This window comes from Myxococcales bacterium, assembly GCA_016706225.1.
Lineage (GTDB): Bacteria > Myxococcota_A > Polyangia > Polyangiales > Polyangiaceae > JADJKB01.
On record JADJKB010000005.1, the window covers coordinates 164477 to 183161 of the forward strand.

The 18685-nt window shown below is 67.6% G+C and carries 17 protein-coding genes; 5 read left to right on the forward strand and 12 right to left on the reverse strand.

Annotated elements, in window-relative coordinates; all coding sequences use genetic code 11:
- Positions 1–64 precede the first annotated feature (64 nt).
- Both IPI67_08555 and IPI67_08560 read left to right on the forward strand, forming a co-directional pair.
- Positions 65–586 carry a hypothetical protein gene (locus IPI67_08555; protein MBK7580238.1) on the forward strand — a complete coding sequence of 174 codons (522 nt, stop codon included), beginning with the start codon at positions 65–67 and terminating at the stop codon, positions 584–586.
- A 142-nt stretch (positions 587–728) separates the two neighbouring features.
- On the forward strand, positions 729–2501 hold the full coding sequence (locus IPI67_08560; protein ID MBK7580239.1) for a protein kinase: 1773 nt from the start codon (positions 729–731) through the stop codon (positions 2499–2501).
- A gap of 7 nt (positions 2502–2508) precedes the next feature.
- Here the strand turns inward: IPI67_08560 and IPI67_08565 are convergent, their stop codons facing one another.
- The 3 genes from IPI67_08565 to mgtE form a co-directional block, all read right to left on the reverse strand.
- Positions 2509–2724 (reverse strand): hypothetical protein, encoded by a 216-nt coding sequence (locus tag IPI67_08565; protein ID MBK7580240.1) that lies wholly within the window; start codon positions 2722–2724, stop codon positions 2509–2511.
- Positions 2725–2772: 48 nt separating this feature from the next.
- A complete protein-coding gene (locus IPI67_08570) occupies positions 2773–5685 on the reverse strand; it encodes a HEAT repeat domain-containing protein (GenBank protein ID MBK7580241.1) in 2913 nt (970 codons plus the stop codon).
- Between the two features lie 92 nt (positions 5686–5777).
- Positions 5778–7154: a magnesium transporter gene (gene mgtE, locus IPI67_08575; GenBank protein ID MBK7580242.1), complete on the reverse strand. Its 1377-nt coding sequence runs from the start codon at positions 7152–7154 to the stop codon at positions 5778–5780.
- 88 nt (positions 7155–7242) lie between these two features.
- On the opposite strand from mgtE, the gene IPI67_08580 reads away from it, so the two are divergent.
- On the forward strand, positions 7243–8013 hold the full coding sequence (locus IPI67_08580) for an enoyl-CoA hydratase/isomerase family protein (GenBank protein MBK7580243.1): 771 nt from the start codon (positions 7243–7245) through the stop codon (positions 8011–8013).
- A gap of 22 nt (positions 8014–8035) precedes the next feature.
- Here IPI67_08580 and IPI67_08585 read toward each other — a convergent pair whose 3' ends face one another.
- Entirely contained in the window at positions 8036–9037 is a 1002-nt protein-coding gene (locus IPI67_08585) for a hypothetical protein (protein MBK7580244.1), read from the reverse strand.
- Between the two features lie 97 nt (positions 9038–9134).
- Here IPI67_08585 and IPI67_08590 point away from each other — a divergent pair, with 97 nt between their 5' ends.
- Positions 9135–10163, forward strand: coding sequence for a hypothetical protein (locus IPI67_08590; protein MBK7580245.1), 1029 nt, complete (start codon positions 9135–9137; stop codon positions 10161–10163).
- A 72-nt stretch (positions 10164–10235) separates the two neighbouring features.
- Here IPI67_08590 and IPI67_08595 read toward each other — a convergent pair whose 3' ends face one another.
- The 6 genes from IPI67_08595 to IPI67_08620 form a co-directional block, all read right to left on the reverse strand.
- The gene (locus IPI67_08595; GenBank protein ID MBK7580246.1) at positions 10236–10652 is read right to left on the reverse strand and encodes a single-stranded DNA-binding protein; all 417 of its coding nucleotides are present in this window, start codon (positions 10650–10652) and stop codon (positions 10236–10238) included.
- Between the two features lie 45 nt (positions 10653–10697).
- Positions 10698–11726, reverse strand: a complete 1029-nt coding sequence (recA, locus tag IPI67_08600) for a recombinase RecA (GenBank protein MBK7580247.1) — start codon at positions 11724–11726, stop codon at positions 10698–10700.
- Positions 11727–11775: 49 nt separating this feature from the next.
- Positions 11776–13308, reverse strand: a complete 1533-nt coding sequence (locus tag IPI67_08605) for a YifB family Mg chelatase-like AAA ATPase (GenBank protein MBK7580248.1) — start codon at positions 13306–13308, stop codon at positions 11776–11778.
- Positions 13309–13787: 479 nt separating this feature from the next.
- Positions 13788–14366: a GNAT family N-acetyltransferase gene (locus IPI67_08610; protein MBK7580249.1), complete on the reverse strand. Its 579-nt coding sequence runs from the start codon at positions 14364–14366 to the stop codon at positions 13788–13790.
- Positions 14363–15109 (reverse strand): UDP-2,3-diacylglucosamine diphosphatase, encoded by a 747-nt coding sequence (locus tag IPI67_08615; GenBank protein ID MBK7580250.1) that lies wholly within the window; start codon positions 15107–15109, stop codon positions 14363–14365. Before IPI67_08615 ends, IPI67_08610 begins: the two co-directional genes overlap by 4 nt.
- Positions 15106–15561, reverse strand: coding sequence for a cyclic nucleotide-binding domain-containing protein (locus IPI67_08620; GenBank protein ID MBK7580251.1), 456 nt, complete (start codon positions 15559–15561; stop codon positions 15106–15108). The genes IPI67_08615 and IPI67_08620 overlap by 4 nt, the downstream gene beginning before the upstream one ends.
- A gap of 105 nt (positions 15562–15666) precedes the next feature.
- Between IPI67_08620 and IPI67_08625 the strand changes: the two genes are divergently transcribed.
- A complete protein-coding gene (locus tag IPI67_08625) occupies positions 15667–16698 on the forward strand; it encodes an isocitrate/isopropylmalate dehydrogenase family protein (protein MBK7580252.1) in 1032 nt (343 codons plus the stop codon).
- Between the two features lie 36 nt (positions 16699–16734).
- Here IPI67_08625 and IPI67_08630 read toward each other — a convergent pair whose 3' ends face one another.
- Both IPI67_08630 and IPI67_08635 read right to left on the reverse strand, forming a co-directional pair.
- Entirely contained in the window at positions 16735–17553 is an 819-nt protein-coding gene (locus IPI67_08630; GenBank protein ID MBK7580253.1) for a hypothetical protein, read from the reverse strand.
- 154 nt (positions 17554–17707) lie between these two features.
- Positions 17708–18616, reverse strand: coding sequence for a CHAD domain-containing protein (locus IPI67_08635; protein ID MBK7580254.1), 909 nt, complete (start codon positions 18614–18616; stop codon positions 17708–17710).
- Positions 18617–18685: the final 69 nt, after the last annotated feature.

An 18685-nucleotide genomic window follows, 5' to 3' on the forward strand; every position in this document is an offset into this window, starting at 1 on the left:
CGCTGAGGCACCTTGTCGCCCCCGGTGTTGGCTCGGGCGGGCGTCTGGATCTAGGATCCCCGCCATGAAGTGCGCCCACACCGTCCTCGTTGCTCTGTTTGTCCAGCTGATGGCCTGCGGTGGTCCCACGAACGAAGGACAGGGAGTAAAGACTCCCGACGAGCTCCTCGCGGAACAGGAGCGCCTCGCCGAGGAGCAGGAGAAGGAGCGCCAAGCCAACGCACCGAACGGCCCGGGCGAGGAGACCGACCTCGAGAAGAAGGCGAAGTTCGACAAGCGCCAGGCCGACCTGGAAATGAAGCGCGCTGCGCGCTCCGCCGAGTCCTGCCCGGGCTCGGTTCCAGAGGACAGCCCTGCCGGCAGCGCCAAGATTTCGGTGACCTTCGGCAACGACGGCCACGCGAAGGGCGCGACGATCAGCGCTCCCTATGACGAAAACAGCGTGGGCAAGTGTGCGATAAACGCCTTCAACAGCGTGATCGTACCGCCGTTCGAAGGAGCAGAAGAGACGATGGAGTGGGAGGTCACCTTCGCGGAGAAGGAAAAACCCAAGGACGCCAAGGACCCCAAGAAGAAGGGCAAGTAGTCCTCGCCACGCGCCGGCTGGCCGGCACGTCGGGTTTTAACCCGACCGCGGTCGGCGGAATTCGACGGTTGAAGCCGGCCAAATCGAACCGGCGCTCGGTTCGTCTTACACTGGAGGCCCGAGCCCGAACCGAGCATCGTCGATGAACTGCGCAGTCTGCAGCCTAGAAAACCCGGAGGGCGCGCGCTTTTGCCAGTCGTGCGGCGCGCCGATGGCTCAGGCGAACGCCGATCCCACCAGCCTGGTGGGCCAGCTGGTCGGCGGACGCTACCTGGTGACCCGCGTCATCGGCGAAGGCGGCATGGGTGTCGTCTACGAGGCGGAACAGAAGATGGGCCCCCACACCCGCAAGGTGGCGATCAAGACGCTGCTGCCATCGCTGAGCGCCGATCACACCATTGTGTCGCGGTTTTATCGCGAGTGCGGCATCGTCGCACAGCTCGAGCACCCCAACACGATTCGCTTCTACGACTTCGGCGAGACCCCGGACAAACGGCTCTACATTGCCATGGAGTTCGTGAAGGGCGAGGCGCTCACGGAGCTCATCAGCCGGGGTCCGATCCCCATTGACCGTGCCCGCAACATCCTGAAGCAAGCGTGTGGAGCGCTCGCCGAGGCACACGGCCTCGGGATCGTTCACCGGGATCTCAAGCCGGACAACATCATCCTCACGCGTCGAGCGGGGGAAGAAGACTTCGTGAAGGTGTTGGATTTCGGCATCGCCAAGACCTCCGAGGCAGCGGAAAAACACACCAAGCTCACCCAACAAGGAATCGTGCTCGGCACGCCGCCGTACATGAGCCCCGAGCAGCTCGCAGGCAAAGAGCTCGACCTGCGGAGTGATATCTATTCACTCGGCATCATCGCCTACGAGATGGTCACGGGGGGGCTGCCGTTCGAAGGTGAAACACCGTGGCAGTGGGCCACACAGCACATGACGGTAGCTCCGCCGTCCATGCGCTCGCGGACCCATGTGCCCATCACGGCGGAGTTCGAGCGAGCGGTGCAACACGCGCTTGCAAAAGAGCCTCGTGCGCGGCCGTCGACCGCCATCGAGTTTCAGCGCGAGCTGGTCGGAGATGCACCGCGCCGGCCGACGACGGAACCGGATCTCGCGGCCCCAGCCCACACGGCACCAATGGTGGCCGGAGTTGCCACACCCGAGCGTGGGCAAACACAAATGGCCGCCCAGGGCCCGGTGCTCCCGGCCTATCGCACCGACGTTGCTGTCGCGACGCACATTCCGGCGCCTCCGCCGCCGCGCTCCGGGTCCGGCAGCGGTGCAGCGGTGCTGCTCGCCCTCGCTGGGTTGACGTTCGGCGGTTTGATCGCGGCTTTTGCGGCCTGGAAGTACTACGACACGCCGGAGGTGGGCTCCCCTCCGCCACCGATCGCGGCGCCGCCTTCCTCTCAGCTCCGCGTCGTCGAACCGGAGCCCCCGCCGGATGAGCCGCTGTTGACGCCGCCGCCGGCGCTCTCGTCTTCCAATACGAAACCTCCGGTCAAACCCACCAAACCTCCGGTCGGACCGCTACCCCCGCCGCCGAGCGCATCCACGCCACCGCCACCGCCACCGCCCCCGCCGCCGGCCAGCACTCCTCCTCCTCCTCCTCCTCCCCCTCCGTCGGGGCCGCAGGGTGATGCCGCCTGTGCCGCGTCCCAGCAAGCCGCGGCCGGTTGGAATATCGAGGGCGCTGTCTATCTCTTTCGTCAGTGCGAGAAGACCGGCGGAACTCCCGCGGGTCTCACCAACGCGCGACTCCGTATCCGGCTCTCATCCCCGAAGGCGGTGCGTGACCGAGCCTTCCAGGGCAACTGCAAGGGCGCCAAGTCGGCGGCAGACGCCGCGAGCTCCATCGGCGAGGGAGCTGCCGCGCAGGCCAGCCACGCCAACTCGAGTTGCGCCGGGAAGTAGGCCTCGCTCACCAGAACCAAAGGCCGGCGACGATCAGCACCGACGTCAGCGCCACACAGCCCATGGCAGCAATTTCCCAGGGGCCCGTGCGCCGATCGGAGAAGCGCAGCTCGATCGACGCAAAGCGACTCGCCTCGCGGCGCTGCTGACCGCCTAGCGCCAGGTTGGCCGCGCGTAGCGCGAACTCCTGCTCTACCTCGTGCATGTAGCTGCCTTCTGCCATCCATCTCCCGGGTGTGTCCATGACCGGAGTTGGGGGAGGCCGATGGCCTCAGGAAAAGCGAGCCTTTCCGGTCGCTTCCCACCATTGCCGGTAGGCAAGCTGGGCCCGCTGCCGCTCCTTTGCAGGTAGGTCTTCGTAATAACCAAAATACTCCTTGGTCACGCTCTTGAGCTCTTCCCCGGCCGCCCGCCGAAGCTCCAGCGAGTCGTGCGCGAGTGCATCGATCAGCCACTCGACACGGTGGCGCGCAGAGTTCTCCTGCCACCAAGCCGACCAGCGCTTGCCCTCGCGGCCGAAGTCCTGACGCGCGATCGTCACCAGCGCGGCATGCGCCGAGCGCACGACCGCGGCGTCATCAGTGCCAAGCAACGGGATGAGCCGAGGCACGGCGCGCGGATCCCGGAGGTCGGCCAAGGCCTCGATGCCGCTGTGGCGGACCTCCGGCGGAAGCGATGTCTCGGCAGCCAAGGTCGCTAGCCCGTCGCGAAGCGCGGTGCGCGCCTCCGCGTCCGCTTGCATCAATTTGCCGGCGGCGAGCGCCGCCCGGCGCACCTCGGCGTCTCCGTCGCTGAAACGCCGCACGATGGCCCGGGCGGAGTCGGCGTTCGGAAGCTCACCGAGCAGCCAGGTCGCCCAGCGACGCACGTCGGGTTCACGGTCGGCGGTGCGCACCACCAAGAACGCCACGGCGACCTGACCGATGCGGGCGATGGTACGCAGCACTGGACCCGCGTCCGAGGCCCGGGCACCTGGCTCCGCGAAGCGGCGTGCGCGATCGGGGTGGACGGGGCCGGGGAACTCCGCGACCAACACACTGACGGCCGGGTCCCCGATCTCGACCAGCCGGTCGCCGGCGCCCTCGTCCCCTTCGACCAAGCGCACGAGCAGCGTTCTCAAGTCCGAGTCGATGTCGAAGATCACCGAGGGCAGGAGGTGGTCTTTGGCGTCCTGCCGGGGAAACGGCGGGCGTGGGCCCAGCGCGAGCTGTCGGGACGCCGGTGCCAGGGGCGCTTCGTGCCCCACGTCGCTCTTTTGCTCGGGCTCCGGCGGTCCAAACGGCCCGCGGTGGGTTCCTGGATCCGCTTCCGGCTCGGCCTGGACGTCCCAACCGGCATCGACTGCCGCTTCGGTCTCGCTGGAGCGCGGGGCCTCTTCGCCGGCGAAGAAGCGGCCACTCGGCGTGCGCCGAGTGAGTGGGAACGGCTGCTCCTGCGTGGCGTCCAACGTCCCCGGGGTGCCTTGCGGTGGCGTGTCGTGCCGGCGCGGTGCTCCCACTGCCACGACGCGGGCCGGCGCCGTGCTCGCCCTGGCTTTTGCCTGTGGTGACTCGTGCGGAGTCGATGGGCTCTGAGTGGGCACCGACGCTTCGATCACGCCGCGTGCTTTTGGAGAGGCGTCTGCGGTGATCGGGGCGGCGAGAGCGCGGGGTGAGGCGCTGACGGTTGCCGGGCCCGACTGCCCGAAGCCTTTGGCCGCCGGCGAAGCGTGGGTCGTCGTCGGCGGCTCGCTCGGGGGACGGCTGGGTGGTCGGGTCGAGTCGAGGGCTTTGGCGAGGGCGTCGACGCGCTGGTCGACGTTCGGCAAACGATGCCGCCGTCGCTGGGGCGCTTCTGAAAACGGCTGGCGAACCGCCGGCATCTCCGACGAGCTGGCCCGAGCGCCTAGCTTCTTGCGCAGAATGACCCGCTCCAGCGCGGTTGCGACGAGGGGCGCAAATGCGATCACGTCGCCAACTTCGGACAAGGGCACGTCCCCGGTTCCGTGGTCGCCGTACAGCACCAGCACGACGCGTCCGCGCACGACCAACGGAAGGAGCAGCACAGCTCCGGAGCTTTCGCGCTGCAGATCTTTGGACAGGCTGGCGTCGATCCCCGTCTTGTCGAGCGCTCGGACCAGAAACGTGCCCGAGGTCTTTGCGTCCGAGAGAGAGCTCGGCAGGTCCAGCGGCACGCCGATGCTGCGGAGCTTCGCGCCGTCGGTACCGGGACCGTGGGCGTCTCGGCCTTCGGCAACGTCCCCTTGCACGGCGAACAGCGCGGAATACTCGAAGTATTGCGACGCAAAATCGAAATAGGCGCCGACGACGTCGTCCCGGGAGTCCGCGTCCATGAGGTCTCGCTCGGCCAGCGCGGCGGTGTACGGACCGCGATGGCGTTTGCGTCCGCGTTCACGCCCGGGCGTGCCAACCAGCCAACGTGGTGCCTCCGACTCAGGAGCGGTTCGCTCGGCCGGGTGGCGGGGAGTGATCAGGGTCGTGACTCGGGCGGGGACGTCCGGATCGGCGACCGGCGCGGGACGGGGTGGAAGCTCGGGCGCAACCGATGGGGGGCGTGCGGCGACGGGCGGGATCGGCAGCGCAGGCTCACTCGAGCGCAGCGTTGCCGCGGGTGGGTAGCCGATCGGCGGCATGCTGGCGGGCCGCGGAAGTTTCGGGAAGGGCGGCGAGCCATCACGCAGTGGCGCCGGCATCGAGCTTGGGCTGGGGTCCGGGCGCCCTTCGAGCTTGGCGAGCAAGCGCACCATGCGGCGATCGAGCGGCACTCCGTAGTCCCGGGACAGAGCCTGGCGAATACGGACAAGTGGCGCCGAGCGCTGCTCGATCCGCGCGCCCAGCGAAAATGACAGGTCTCCCTCCACCTCTGCCGGCAGCGGCTCGCTCACGGCGATGGTCAGGATGCCTGCGACCTCGTCGAGCGGGTAAAATGCATGACGGCCCGCGAGTTCGGGTGGGACCAGGCTCATCAGAGCATCCGTGGCCCGGGGCAGCTCACCATGCGGCGCCGGCTCGAGCCCGTGGCTATCCGCGAGCAAGGGAGTCAGCAGGTGCTCACTCACCAGCGCGAGCTCGAGCAGGTTCGTCACCAGGTCACCGCCGTAGATGACCTGGCGTGCGAGGGCCTCTTCGACCTCGCGCATCGACGCGACGTGGGCCTTGACGATCGCCGAGCTCAGGGTGGGCATGGTGCGAGCCAGGGCCCCGCCCCCGGCGCACGGAATTTCCGCGCGGGGTGGGGCAAAGTCAATGGTTTCCGGGCGTTTCTGTGGCGCAAGCCTCAAGGTGCGGTGATTTGGGCCGCACCGAGGAGCATCAGCTGGGCCAGGCTCAAGTAGATGAGAATGCCAAAAACGTCGACCAGCGTGGCAATGAATGGGGTCGAGCTCGTGGCCGGATCCACACCGATCCGGTGAAGAAACAGCGGCATCATGCCGCCGACCACGCATCCCATCACCACGTTCGCGATCAGGGTCACGGCCACCAGGCCGACCATGCCGACCGGATCGCCGGCGATCAGGACCCGCAGCACGCCGAACGACGCGAGCATGGCCCCGAGCACCAGCCCCTGCATCAGCTCTCGCCCGAGGACCCGCAGCCAGTCCTTGGTCTCGATCTCGCCGACGGCGAGCCCGCGGATGACGAGCGTCGACGACTGCGAGCCCGAGTTACCCCCGGCTGCGATCAACAGCGGCACGTAGAAGCTGAGCTGCGCGACGTCGGACAAGACTCGATTGAAACCGCGCATGGCGGTGGTCGTGAAGAACCCGCCCACGAACAAGATCGCCAGCCACGGCGCGCGCTTCTTGATGTACTCGAAGAACGTGGCGTCGAAGTAAGTCTCGCGGATCGGCGCGACGGCGCCCATCTTGTGCACGTCCTCTGCCTGCTCCTCGTTCATGACGTCGAGGATGTCGTCGGAGGTGATCAACCCAAGGAGCTCCCCTCGGCCGCTCACGACCGGCATGGCGTGCAGGTCGTACTTGGCCAAGACCTTGGCGACCTCTTCTTGATCCAGCTCCGGCGGCACCGAGATGACGTTCTCGTGCATCACGTCGCGCACCTTCTCGGCGGGCTCCGCCAGCAAGAGATCGCGCAGTCGCAGAAATCCCAGCAGGCGCTCCCGGTTGTCGACGACGTACACCGTGTCCAAGGTCTCCGCTTCGCGGGCGCGCTTGCGCAGCTCGTCGATTGCGCCCCCGATCTCGATGTCCGGCCCTACCGAGATCAGCTCGGTGGTCATCAGGCCGCCGGCGGAGCTCTCCGGCCATCGGCGAAGCTCCTCCACCTCTTCGGCTGCTTCCGGGTCGACTCGCTCCAGGCTCTCGAGCACCGTCTCGGCGACGCCCGGTGGCATGATGCTGAAGAAGTCCACGCGCTCGTCGGCGCCCATTTCCGCGGCGATGCGCGCGGTCGAGTCGGCGCCCATGGTGTGCGACAGCGCCTCTTGATCGTCCTCGTCGAGCCGCTCGAAGACCTCGGCGGCGTACTCCGTCGGCAGTGCCTTCAGGACCTCTCCGGCGTCTTTGGCCTCGAGCTCCGCGACGATGTCAGCGAGATCCTCCGGGTGGATCTCGTCGAGCAGGTCGCGCACCTCACCGGGGCTCTCGCGCAAGAGCGCTTCGAGCTCCGGTCCAATGAGCCGCACGAGCCGCATGAGCGGGGCATTAACACAAAAGCGCGCTGAGCCGGGGGCTCGATCCCCGAGGCTTGAGTGAGCGTCCCCGTTCTGGCATGGGGCAAGGATGACCGTTCGCTTCGAGCCCTCTGCCCCCGTCCTGACCATCACGTTGGATCGACCCAAGGCAAACGCCTTCGATCAGGCGCAGCTGGACGCTCTCGTCGATGCGCTGACTCGAGCCGAGGCCGTGCCGGATGCCCGCGCGCTCGTCATCGCGGGCTCAGGCGAGCGCGCTTTCAGCGCCGGGGCCGATCTGTCGGCCGTAGGCCCGTTCGGTGATCCGGAAGGCTTCCAGCGCTGGACGCGACAAGCTCACGCGATGCTGGACCGGATCGCGGAGTTTCCGGTGCCGGTGATCGCAGCCATCGAGCGGCCCGCGGTCGGGGGCGGTTTCGAGGTCGCGTTGGCCTGCCACTTCCGAGTGCTCGGTCGCGGGGCCCATCTGGCGCTACCGGAGATCCGCCGGGGATATCTGCCAAGCTGGGGAGCGCTCGAGCGCTTGGTGCCGCTGGTCGGCCTGGGGTTTGCCACGGAGCTCCTGCTCACCGGCCGAAAGATCGAGGCGGCCGAGGCGCTCGCGTGCGGGCTCGTGCATCAGGTCGCGGAAGACGCCAACCTGGCCGCGCGGGAGCTGGCGGACAGTCTCGCTGCCCTGCCGCCCGTGGCGGTGCGTGTCGCCATGGGACAGCTCGCCGGGTTTCGACGCGGGGACGGCCGCGACGTCGTGCGCAAGCGCGAAATCGCGGATCTCGAGCGCCTCGTGCGGACCGAGGACACCGTCGAAGGGATCCTCGCCTTCTTCGAGAAGCGCACGCCTGTGTTCAAAGGCAGGTGAGCCTGGGCTCCCGGGGAGCGGCTCAGGGGCAGTCGCCGTTGATCTTGAAGCCCGACGCCGCAAAGTCGGCCGCGAGCAGATACGCATCTTTGCAGCTCGCGTCTGCGGCTGAGTTGGTCGCCGCGCACCAGTCGCCTTCCGGACGTGAGCCGGCCTTCCATTGATCCGAGCTCTGGCAGTTCTTCTCGGGACCTTTCCACGAGACGCCGGCGAGCAGCACGCACAGGGAAGCTCCGAGGGTGTCGATGTTCACCTTGTCGGCCTCGTCCACGGTGATGTAGCCCTTCAGTGCGCCGCCGGGCGTCCAGGTTCGCTGGGGCGGAATCGCCTTGGTGTCCGGCTGACAGCTGTTGATCGGCTCGAGCTCCGCGCCATTGAACTTGCCGGCGCAGTTGTGGGTTGCGTCGTTGAAGGTGGCTTCGATCTCGACCTTGTGGAGCGGCAGGATGATGGGGTTCGAGAGATCGGTCGGTGACAGGAAGATCGGCACGTTGACGTCCAGGTCCTTGGCACTGAAGCTCATGTCGCCGGCCCCCAACGTCACGTCGACGTCGATGGGCGCGACGGGGACGGCTGCCCCGGGCAAACTGACGAAACAACCCCCGGCTTTGGGGTCGGTGATGGGCAAAGCCCCGCCCGTCCGCATCTTCTTCGTGGCCGGGTCGATCTCGAACAGCCACGAGAACGTGCCGTCGCCGTTCTCGTTGCAGCTCGGTTGTTTCAGGCTGATGCCCTTGTCGATGACCTGCGCCTGAACGAACTCGGCAGCCAGTGCCGGCGGTGACTTCACGAGGATGCTGGAGAGGCGCCCCTGCCATTTGGCCGACGAGCTGTTGTCGGCTTTGGCCAGGCACTCCGCTCCGGGCCCCGAGGGTCCCGCGCTGTAGCACTCCGCAGCCTGGGGGATACATCCGGTGTTCCCGCCACCACTGCCACCACCCCCGCCTCCGCCGTCGTCGCCGCCGCAAGCGGCAGCCAGGCTGAGCGCCAAACAAGCCATTCCTGAAAGCAAGAACCCACGCATGCGCGTCCTCCGAGGCCGAGCACAATAGCACCGAATGGCGGCGCTCGGGGGCTTTCGGCGCGCTCTCCGCCGCGATCGAGTAGAACGATGGTCTGCAATGAGTTCGCGTTGGTCGGGGCTGTCGATCTGGGGGTACGCCTTCGGGTACTTCGCCTGCTACGTCCCGTACAGCGCGCTCACCAAGGCTCTGAGCGGCGGCATGTTGCCCGGCATGCGCGGCGGCTTCTCCGGCTTCCAGCTGTTGCCGATCGCAAACCTGGCCTCGCTGCTCGGCATGTTCGCGTTCATCACCGCGATGGGTTGGTGGCGCTTTGCGGGTCGGCGAACGGTCTTTGGCATCAGCCTGCCGATGCCGAATTTCTGGACCTTCCTCTCGGGCCTGTGCACCTCGGTGATCATCGCCACGACGACCCTCGCCTATACCTTCGAAGGGGTGTCGATCGTCTTCATGATGCTCCTGATGCGCGGCGGCGTGCTCGCCATCGCGCCCGTCGTCGACTTCGCGAGTCGGCGCAAGGTTCGCCTCGCCTCGTGGGTTGCCCTGTCGCTGTCCCTCGGCGCGCTGTTCGTGGCGTTTTTCGGCGGCAGCAAGAGCAGCTTGGCCATGACCTGGGTCGCCACGGTCGACGTCATCTTCTACCTGCTGGGGTACTTCGTCCGCCTGCGTTTCATGAGCCGCTTGGCCAAGGGTGATGACCCCGACGTGACCAAGCGCTACTTCGTGGAGGAGCAGATGACCGCCACGCCCATCGTGGTGCTCGTCTTGGTGGTCTGTGCGTTGGTCGGGCGTGGGCAGATGCTGATGCACATCCGCTCCGGCTTCACCGACGTGTGGTCGAGCGGCAGCGCCGGCCTGATCTTCCTGGTTGGCATCTTGTCCCAGGGGACCGGCGTGTTCGGCGGGCTGATCTTGCTCGACGGGCGGGAAAACAGCTTCTGCGTGCCGGTCAATCGCGCGTCGAGCGTGCTGGCTGGGCTCCTGGCCAGCTTCAGCCTCGCCACCCTGCTCGAGACCCGCCTGCCGGGCGGCGCGGAGCTCTTCGGCGCGCTGTTGGTGGTCGGGGCAATCCTGGCGCTCAGCCTGCCGACGCTGCTGGCAAGGCGGGCGGCGGCAAAACAGGCGTAGCTTCTGCCGCCCAGGAAAAACCACGAGCCCACGCGTTCCGGATGGCCCGCGTGGGCTCGCTCACAGCCCCAGTCAGAAGCCGACCGCGTTATCGAGAATCGCGTCCACCGGTTCGGTGTCGGCGAGCCATCCCCCGTCGCCGAGGTCGCTCGACGTGCGGCGCGAGCTCAAGAGGTGGATGTCTCGCGCCGTGACCTCCGTGTGCCAGCGGCGCGTGCCATCCTTCTCGTAGCTCGAGGTGCGCAGGGTCCCCTCCACCAGCAGCCGCGAACCCTTCGACAAGATCTTCGACAGCGGCTCGGCGCGGTTGCCCCAGAGCACGACGTCGTGCCACTCGGTGCGCGTCTGCCGCTCCTTGTTCTTGTCCAAGTAGCTCTCGTTGGTGGCCATGCGGAAGCGCAGCAGGTTTGCCCCCGACGCCACGCTCTTGAACTCCGGATCGGAGCCCAGGTTGCCCATCAAAAAGACCTGATTGATACCTTCACTCATGATTGTCCCTTACCTTTCTGTTGTTCGTGAAAAAGCGGCCCAAGCTCAGGCCGCGCGTTTCTGTGTCCGTGCCCCGAGCCCCGGCAGGCGCTCGTAGGTCGCGGCCTCGAGGGCCTCGCGCAGCTCGGTGCTCGCGAGCACGGCCTCGCGCGCCCGCTCGCGTCCCTGGCCGATCGTCTTGCCCCCGAGCACCAGGTGCGAGCCGTTGCGGTCCAGCGCTCCGACCCGGACCGCGGTGTCGAGCAGATCCGTGATCGAGTCGATGCCGATGCCCCAGCGCACGTCGAACTCCGCCTCGGCGAATGGCGGCGCGACCTTGTTCTTGACGACGCGCACCCGCGTTCGATTGCCGACCACGTTGTCCCCCGCCTCGACCTTGCCGATGCGACGCACGTCCAGGCGCACGCTGGCGTAGAACTTGAGCGCCGTGCCGCCCGGGGTCGTCTCGGGGCTGCCATAGACGACGCCGATCTTCTGCCTCAGCTGGTTGATGAAGAGCAGCGTGGTGCCGCTCTTGTGGGTGATGGCGGTGAGCTTGCGGAGGGCCTGGCTCATCAGGCGCGCTTGCAGACCCATGTGGCTGTCGCCCATGTCGCCCTCGATCTCCGCGCGGGGCGTCAGCGCCGCCACGGAATCGATGACCACCAGGTCGAGCGCGCCGGAGCGGGTCAAGGCCTCGGCGATGTCGAGCGCCTGTTCGCCCGAGTCTGGTTGTGAGACCAGGAGCTTGCCGAGGTCGATGCCGATGGCGCGGCCGTAGCGCATGTCGAAGGCGTGCTCGGCGTCGATGAAGGCGGCCACGCCTCCCTGTTTCTGCACCTCCGCGATGGCATGCAGGCTGAGGGTGGTCTTGCCGCTCGACTCGGGTCCGAAGACCTCGACGATGCGTCCTCTCGGGTAGCCACCGACACCCAGGGCTTGGTCGAGGGCGAAGGCGCCGCTCGGGATGATGGGGATCGGCGTGGTCGCGGCGTCGCTACCAAGACGCATGATCGCGCCCTTGCCGTGGTTCTTTTCGATTTGATCGACCACCTCGCGGACGACGTGATCTCGGGTTCGGTTCTTTTCGCTCATCGTGTTCTCCTGTTTTCTTTGGTTGAAAAAATCTCCACCCTCGTGCGGGTCAGCCCGAGAGCGCGCGGTCGATCAGGCGCCCTTGAATCGCCTCGGCGACGTGCACGGCACGCACGCTTGGGCTGGCCTCGAGATCCGCAATGCTGAGCGCAACCCGCCGGATGCGCGCAAAGGCTCGGGCGCTCAGTCCAAGGCGGTTGACGGCGTCCTCGAGCAGCCGCCGGCTCTCCGGGTCCAGTGGCGCGACGCGATCGAGCTCGGAGTCTTTGAGCGCTGCGTTCAGCGACGAGCTCGCAACGCCCCGAGCGGCGCGTCCCTGGGCGATGACGCGGGCGGCGAGCACTCGCGCTCGCACCGAGGCCGAAGACTCCGCCGGCTCACTGCGCGCCAGGGCGGCGGTGTCCACCGGTGGCACCAGCACGTGCAGATCGATCCGGTCGAGCAGCGGCCCGGAGAGCTTCGACAGATACCGCGCCGCTTGTTTGTCCGAGCAGCGGCACTCGCGTCGGCCGTGCCCGCGGTAGCCGCACGGGCACGGGTTGACCGCAGCCACCACCATCGGCCGCGCGGGGAACCAGGCTCGTGCCCGCGCGCGGGCGATGCACACCACACCGTCCTCGAGGGGCTGGCGCAGGGCCTCCAGGGCGCTGCGGCGGAACTCAGCGAGCTCGTCCAGGAACAGCACGCCGTTGTGGGCGAGGCTGACCTCACCGGGGCGCGGATGTTCGCCGCCGCCGACGAGCCCGGCGTCACTGACCGAGTGGTGGGGTGCGCGGAACGGTCGTGTGCGCACCACGCCGAGCTCCGAGTCCACCAGGCCCGCCACGCTGTGAATGGCCGTGGTCTCGATGGCCTCGGCAAAACCGAGCGGAGGCAAGACGGTCGGCAGCAGGCGCGCGAGCAGGGTCTTGCCGCCGCCGGGCGGCCCCAACATGAGCAGGTTGTGGCCGCCTGCTGCGGCGATCTCGAGGGCGCGTCGCGCCGTGGCCTGGCCGCGCACGTGCATCAAGTCGCCACCGCCGGGCGTGGTCGTGACCGGGGTGAGCTCGGTGAGCGGTGCCCGCGTCAGGGATTGCCCACCCGTCAGGTGCTCTCGGATTTCTGCGAGGGAGCTGGCAACGAACACGTCCATGCCGCGCACGAGGCCGGCTTCGCGGGCGTTCTTCGCGGGAACGACGGCGCGTTTCATGCCACGCGCGCGGGCGCCCTCCAGCTGCGGCAAGACTCCCGGCACCGGGCGCAGACCGCCTTCGAGGGAGAGCTCGCCCAGCACCAGCACACCTTCGAGCTCCGGCGCGGGCAGCTCGTCGAGTGCGCCGAGCAGCGCGAGGGCCATCGCGAGGTCGAGTCCGGTGCCGCGTTTTCTGAGATCAGCGGGCGCGAGGTTCACCGTGATGGCGTGCTCGTCCAGGAGCACGCCGAGTCGCGCGAGGGCGGCAGCGACCCGGACTCGCGCCTCGCGCACCGCGGCCTCCGCGAGACCGACCAGCTGAAAGAACGAAGGTCCGCGCGAAGCCGTGACCTCCACCGCGATCGGGTGCGCCTCCAGTCCGATCAGCACACTGGTGTGCGCGGTCGCCATGCCGAGCGGGCGATCGGGAAGTGAGAAGGTCGGGAAGCTGGGGAGTGCCACGTCGATGGCTTGAGCAGCGAACATGCCAACGGAAAAACTCCGAGTTCTGCGCGGGAAACTGCATTTCAGACAGGCGGCGAACCTGGCGACCGGTGGCGATCGCCGGCGCTCACGGCCATGCGATGGTCAGCGCATGTCACCCGGCTCGAGGCGCCACGAGGTCAACGCGATCGTTTGCCTCGTTGCTTCTGTCTGCGTTGATTGTCTCCGCAGCCTGCGGCGGAGGCATCCCGCCCACCGATCCCGTCGGGGCGAACGTGCAACCTGCACCCCCAAGACGCGGCTCCGACCCACCTTCCACGGCATCAGCAGCAGCGCCCGAGACGCCGCCCCCACCCGCCGCCACTTCAGCAACCCCACCGCCCGCGCCGAGCGAAGCGCCGGCTTCGGCCGCGTCCGCCACAACGGCCGCCGCCAACATTGGATCACTACGGTAGCGACGCTGGCGGCTCAGCCCGAGAGCGCCCGAGCCGGTACAAGACGTGGCGGCGAAATCGCTCTGGAAGAGCTGGCCGATCGAAGTCGCCTTCCAAGTCCCGCAGCATGCCAAGCCGCTCCATGAGTCGGCGCGAACGCAGATTCTCGGGCACCGTGAACGAGACAATTTCGTCGAGGCCGAGCTGGCCGAAGCCGAACGAGAGCGACGCTCGGGCCGCCTCGCAGGCATACCCGTGGCCCCACCAGGCGGCGGCGAGACGCCAGCCGATCTCCACGCACGGCGTGAAGTGGGCTTCGAAGTGTGGAACAGCGAGACCTGTGAAGCCGATGAACGGGGCGACTCCGGGGAGCTCTAGCGCCCAGAGACCAAACCCGCGTTGGTCCAAGAAGCCACCGATCAGATCGGCGATGTGGTCACTCTCTTCGCGGCTGAGCGGCGCCGGAAAGTGCTCCATCACACGGGGGTCGCTGTTGAGGGCGAAGAACGGCTCCTTGTCTTCCGGCCGCCAACGGCGCAGCAGCAGGCGGTCGGTGCGGAGCTCGGGAGCTGAGGCGGGCGGGGGGTTCATGGCGTGGTGGATGACCCGACTCCCGACGTCCAACGCTTGAGCTCCACGCGCCCGTCGATGATCTCGACGTAGGTCCCGCCGTGCATCCAGTTGCCCGAGTTGACGTAGAGCTGATTGGGCCCGAGCTCGACTCGCTCCGCGCGGTGAGTGTGGCCGAACACGACCGTGTCGAAGCCACGCTGGAGCAGCAGCTCGGCGGCCTGGTGATAGGCGGAGGGTTCGTTATTGTCGCTGCGCTGGGCGCGGCGGTCTTTGAGCCGCTCGAAGCCCGACCAGAGTTTGTAGATGTCCGGGTAGACGTGCAGGACCGGCCCGGCCGCCCGCGTGAGGGCTTCATACAGGCGCGGGTGGCTGACGAAGAACGGATCGTACAGGTGGCCGTGCTCCACTCGGATGCGCTGATCGCCGGAGCGCACGTTCAAAAATGGACAGATGCGGATCTCGGCCCAGCTCTCCAGGTAGTGCTCGAGCACGATGTCGTGGTTGCCCACCACGTAGTAGACCGAGAGCCCGTTGGTGAGCAGCGCCCGGATCCGCCGGATCACGTTGACGCTGTCGTTGGCGAGGTTCGCGAAGCTCGTCTGGAGGATCTCGAACCCGTCGCCGTTGATGCACACGTGGAATCGCTCGCGCGCGGCGTACTCGAGGAAACCCGACAGGGACGAGCTGGCCTCCGAGAACGGGTTCCCCAGGTGTAGATCGGAGACCACGAGCGCTCGATCGAGCGTGGCGTTGGTGATCACGGTGGGTCCGGTTCGTCCGCGTCCGATGACGCATAGAGCATGCTCAGGCCGGCGCCGCCGTTTCCGCTGTCTTCGAGCAGCTTGACCAGGCGTGCGTTCAGCGAACGCACGCGGCCACTCAGCCGCTGCAGCATCTCGAACGCAAAGGTCGGATCTCTGCGCATGCGCACCAGGAGCGCGCTCGCGCTCACCACCAAGAGTTTTGCCTCGCCCATTGCCCGCGCACTCGCGTCCCGAGGTAGTGACTCCAGAAGCGACATCTCGCCGAAGAAATCGCCCCGTTCCAGGGTCGCGAGCTCCACGTCCTTGTCGGCTACGCGCTTGGTGATGCGCACTCGTCCCGATTGGATCACGAACATGTCCCGGGACAGATCCCCCTCCTCGACGATCAACTCACCGTCGTGGAACGTCGCTTCGAGCTCGTCGGCTCTGGACTGCCTGCTATGAGCCATACGCGCCCGCAGCTTGCTGCAACTTTGCCGCCGTGTCGAACGCCTTCGGCGGTGACCGGGCAGGTGCGTTGATCGATGCTCGCCGCCCGGGTATGAGCGTGCCCCATGACGACTCACACGGTGGTGCTCATTCCCGGCGACGGCATCGGGCCCGAGGTCAGTACGGCCGTGCGCCGGGTGCTCGAGGCCGCCAACGCGCCGGTTCTGTTCGTGGTGCGTCACGCCGGCGAGGCCGCGCTCGAGCGGGGGCTCGACGACGTCCTCCCGAGCGAGACGGTCGAGGCAATTCGCCAGCACCACGTGGCGCTCAAGGGCCCGTGCACGACACCCGTGGGTCGAGGGTTCTCGTCCGTCAACGTCGCGCTGCGCAAGAAGCTCAACCTGTATGCCGCAGTCAGGCCTTTTCGCAGTCTGGTGGGTGTCAAGACTCGCTACGACGACGTCGACCTGATCGTGATCCGAGAAAATACCGAGGGACTCTACAGTGGCATCGAGAACCTGATCACCGACGGGGTGGTGGTGAGCATGAAGGTGGCGACGCGGGGTGCTTGCCACCGCATCGCCCACTGGGGCTTCCGCTACGCCACCCACCGGCGCAGGAAGAAAGTCACGGTGTTCCACAAGGCGAACATCATGAAGATGTCCGATGGCATGCTGCTCGACGAAGCACGCAAGGTGCACGAGCGGGACTACCCGAACATTGCGTACGACGAGGTCATCGTGGACGCCGGCCACATGCGACTGGTGCAGAACCCCAAACAGTTCGACATCATCCTGTGTGAGAACCTGTACGGCGACATCGTGTCCGATCTGTGTGCGGGCTTGGTCGGCGGGCTCGGTGTCTCACCCGGCGCGAACATCGGTGAGGACGACGCCGTCTTCGAGGCGGTGCACGGCTCGGCGCCGGACATCGCCGGCCAGGGTGTGGCGAACCCCCTGGCGCTGTTGATGAGCGCGGTCATGATGCTGAAACATCTGGGCGAGACGCGTCACGACGAGGCGTGCCAGACGGCAGCGTCGCGCATCAAGGTCGCCTACGATCGCGCCCTCGACGACGGGCAGAAGACCCGTGACCTGGGCGGCGAGCTCGGCACCGAGGCGTTCACCGACGCGGTCATCACACGCCTGCCGAGCTGAAGACGGTGCCTCGCCGGTGAGCTGAGAGTGACCGAGCTACTTCTTGCGAGTTGCCATGTGGCACGACGAGCAGGTCGCGAGCAGGGAAGCGTATAGCTTCGCGCGGTCCTCCGGCTTCTTCTGGTCGTTGGCCGTCGCGACCAGCGACTTGAGCTCCTGGGCGCTGCTGCGCGCATGCACGCCGCCGCTCTTCAAGATCTCTTCCGGGAACGGGTCGGCTCCGGCCAGGAGATCAGCGCCGGCTTTCCAGGCGCTGTCCGACGGGACGTAGAGTCCTTCCCAGAGGCGCTCGGTCGCCCAGGCGTGGCGTCGCATGCGGCCCTTCAGGGTCGCGTCGGCCGCGGGCGCGGCGCTCGCGTCGGCCTTCGGCCCCCCGCCGAGTTTGTGACACCCGCCGCACGCCACACCGACGTCGGCGATGGCGGCAGCCGTGGCGGGAATGTCGGGGCTCGTGCCGATGCGCTTCGCCGCCGATTTCATCGCCGCGATCAGCGGCGCGGACTTGGCCGGGAGTTTGCCCATGCCCTCCATTTTGGTGAGCGCGTCCGCTGGCGAAGTTGCCGCCGCCAACCTGCCCGTGATCACCGCGTTGCGGATCAGCTCCGCCTCCTTGAAGTGCGCGCGCATGAGCTTCTCGGCGGGGGAGCCCGGCGGCGGTTCGGCCGCCTTCGGTTCGGGTGCCGCCTCGGGCGGAGCCTCTGGCGCGCTGCTGGAGGCCGCCGCAGGTGGAGCTGCCGTTGCGCTCGCGGTTACCGCGACCGGCGGAGTCTCAGCTGGTGCTTCGGCGGGCGGAGCAGCCGGGCTTGCACAGCCAGAAAGAACGAACACGGCGAGGCCGAAAGTGTGCGTCTTCATGCGCCGGTCCTAGCACGCGATCAGGGAAGGGCACACACCTCCAGCTGAGAGAAATCATGCTGGATGCGCGCATTTTTGGCGCGATGTCCTGGCGAGTTCGAGCGCAGTGTTCACGCCCTCGTTTCAGATCGGCGAGGGCAGTGCCCTCACGAACTCAGGCGTCGCTGTCGTCGGCTCCGCCGGCTCGTCTAGAGCCGATCCCCGGCTCGGACAACCAGGCCGAGAAATAAGCGCGGAAGCGCGTCGTGATCGCCGACGGGCGTTCCGCGAAGACCTGCTGCCCGCGGGCAATCGCAAGCTGCCGCAGTGTTTGCCGGCGGGTCTGGATCAGCTCGAGCACGTGCGCGGTCGCGCCTCTGAGCTCGTCCGGTGGCGCGCGCTCGAGCAGCGTGAGCCGCAGGTCGTCGAGGTCGTGTTCGGTGCCGAGCTCCTCCGTCAAGGTCTCGAGCGTCTCGCTCAGAGCCGCCATTGGCCCCGGCCAGATCGAGGACAACAGTCGAACGTGGTACCAGTGGTACTTGGCGTGTTTGCGCCACTCGTGCAGCTGCTCCGTGGTCGGCTCGTGGCCGGCCTGTCGGAACGCCCGCCGGCCCCGGCCATAGGTCGTGCGGAAACCGGACGACAGCGTGGCCCACCCCGCATGCCGTATTGGCCAGGCGGGCAGGCGTGCACGAGCGCCAGCAAGTAGCTCGGCGGCTCGCACGGTTCGATCTTCCTCGCGTAACAGCTCGAGCGCGCGGTCCCGCTCGGCGTTCAGCGCGGCCCGCAGCAGCGCCCGCGACTCACCCAAGAGCACGCCAGGATATTCGTGGTGCAAGGCTTCGAGCGCGGCGAGGGACGCGGCCGCCCGGCGCGGTCCAGCGAGCAATCGTCCCGCGTCTCGGAAGCAGGCGTTCTCCTCAGCGAAGGCCTCCCGGCCCATCGCACCCTCGAGCAGGCGCAGGAGCCCGCGCAGCTTCTTCAGGCGCTTGCGCACGCTGTGCACGCCTCTGTCGATACCGCGCTCGGCCTCGGACAGTTCGCCGAGAGCGCGCTCCAGCTGCTCGTCGGCGATCCGACGCACGGCCGCTGGGCTGCTTTCGTCACGAAGGAATGAGTAGACCATGGACATCGCCTTGCCGGCGCTCGACTA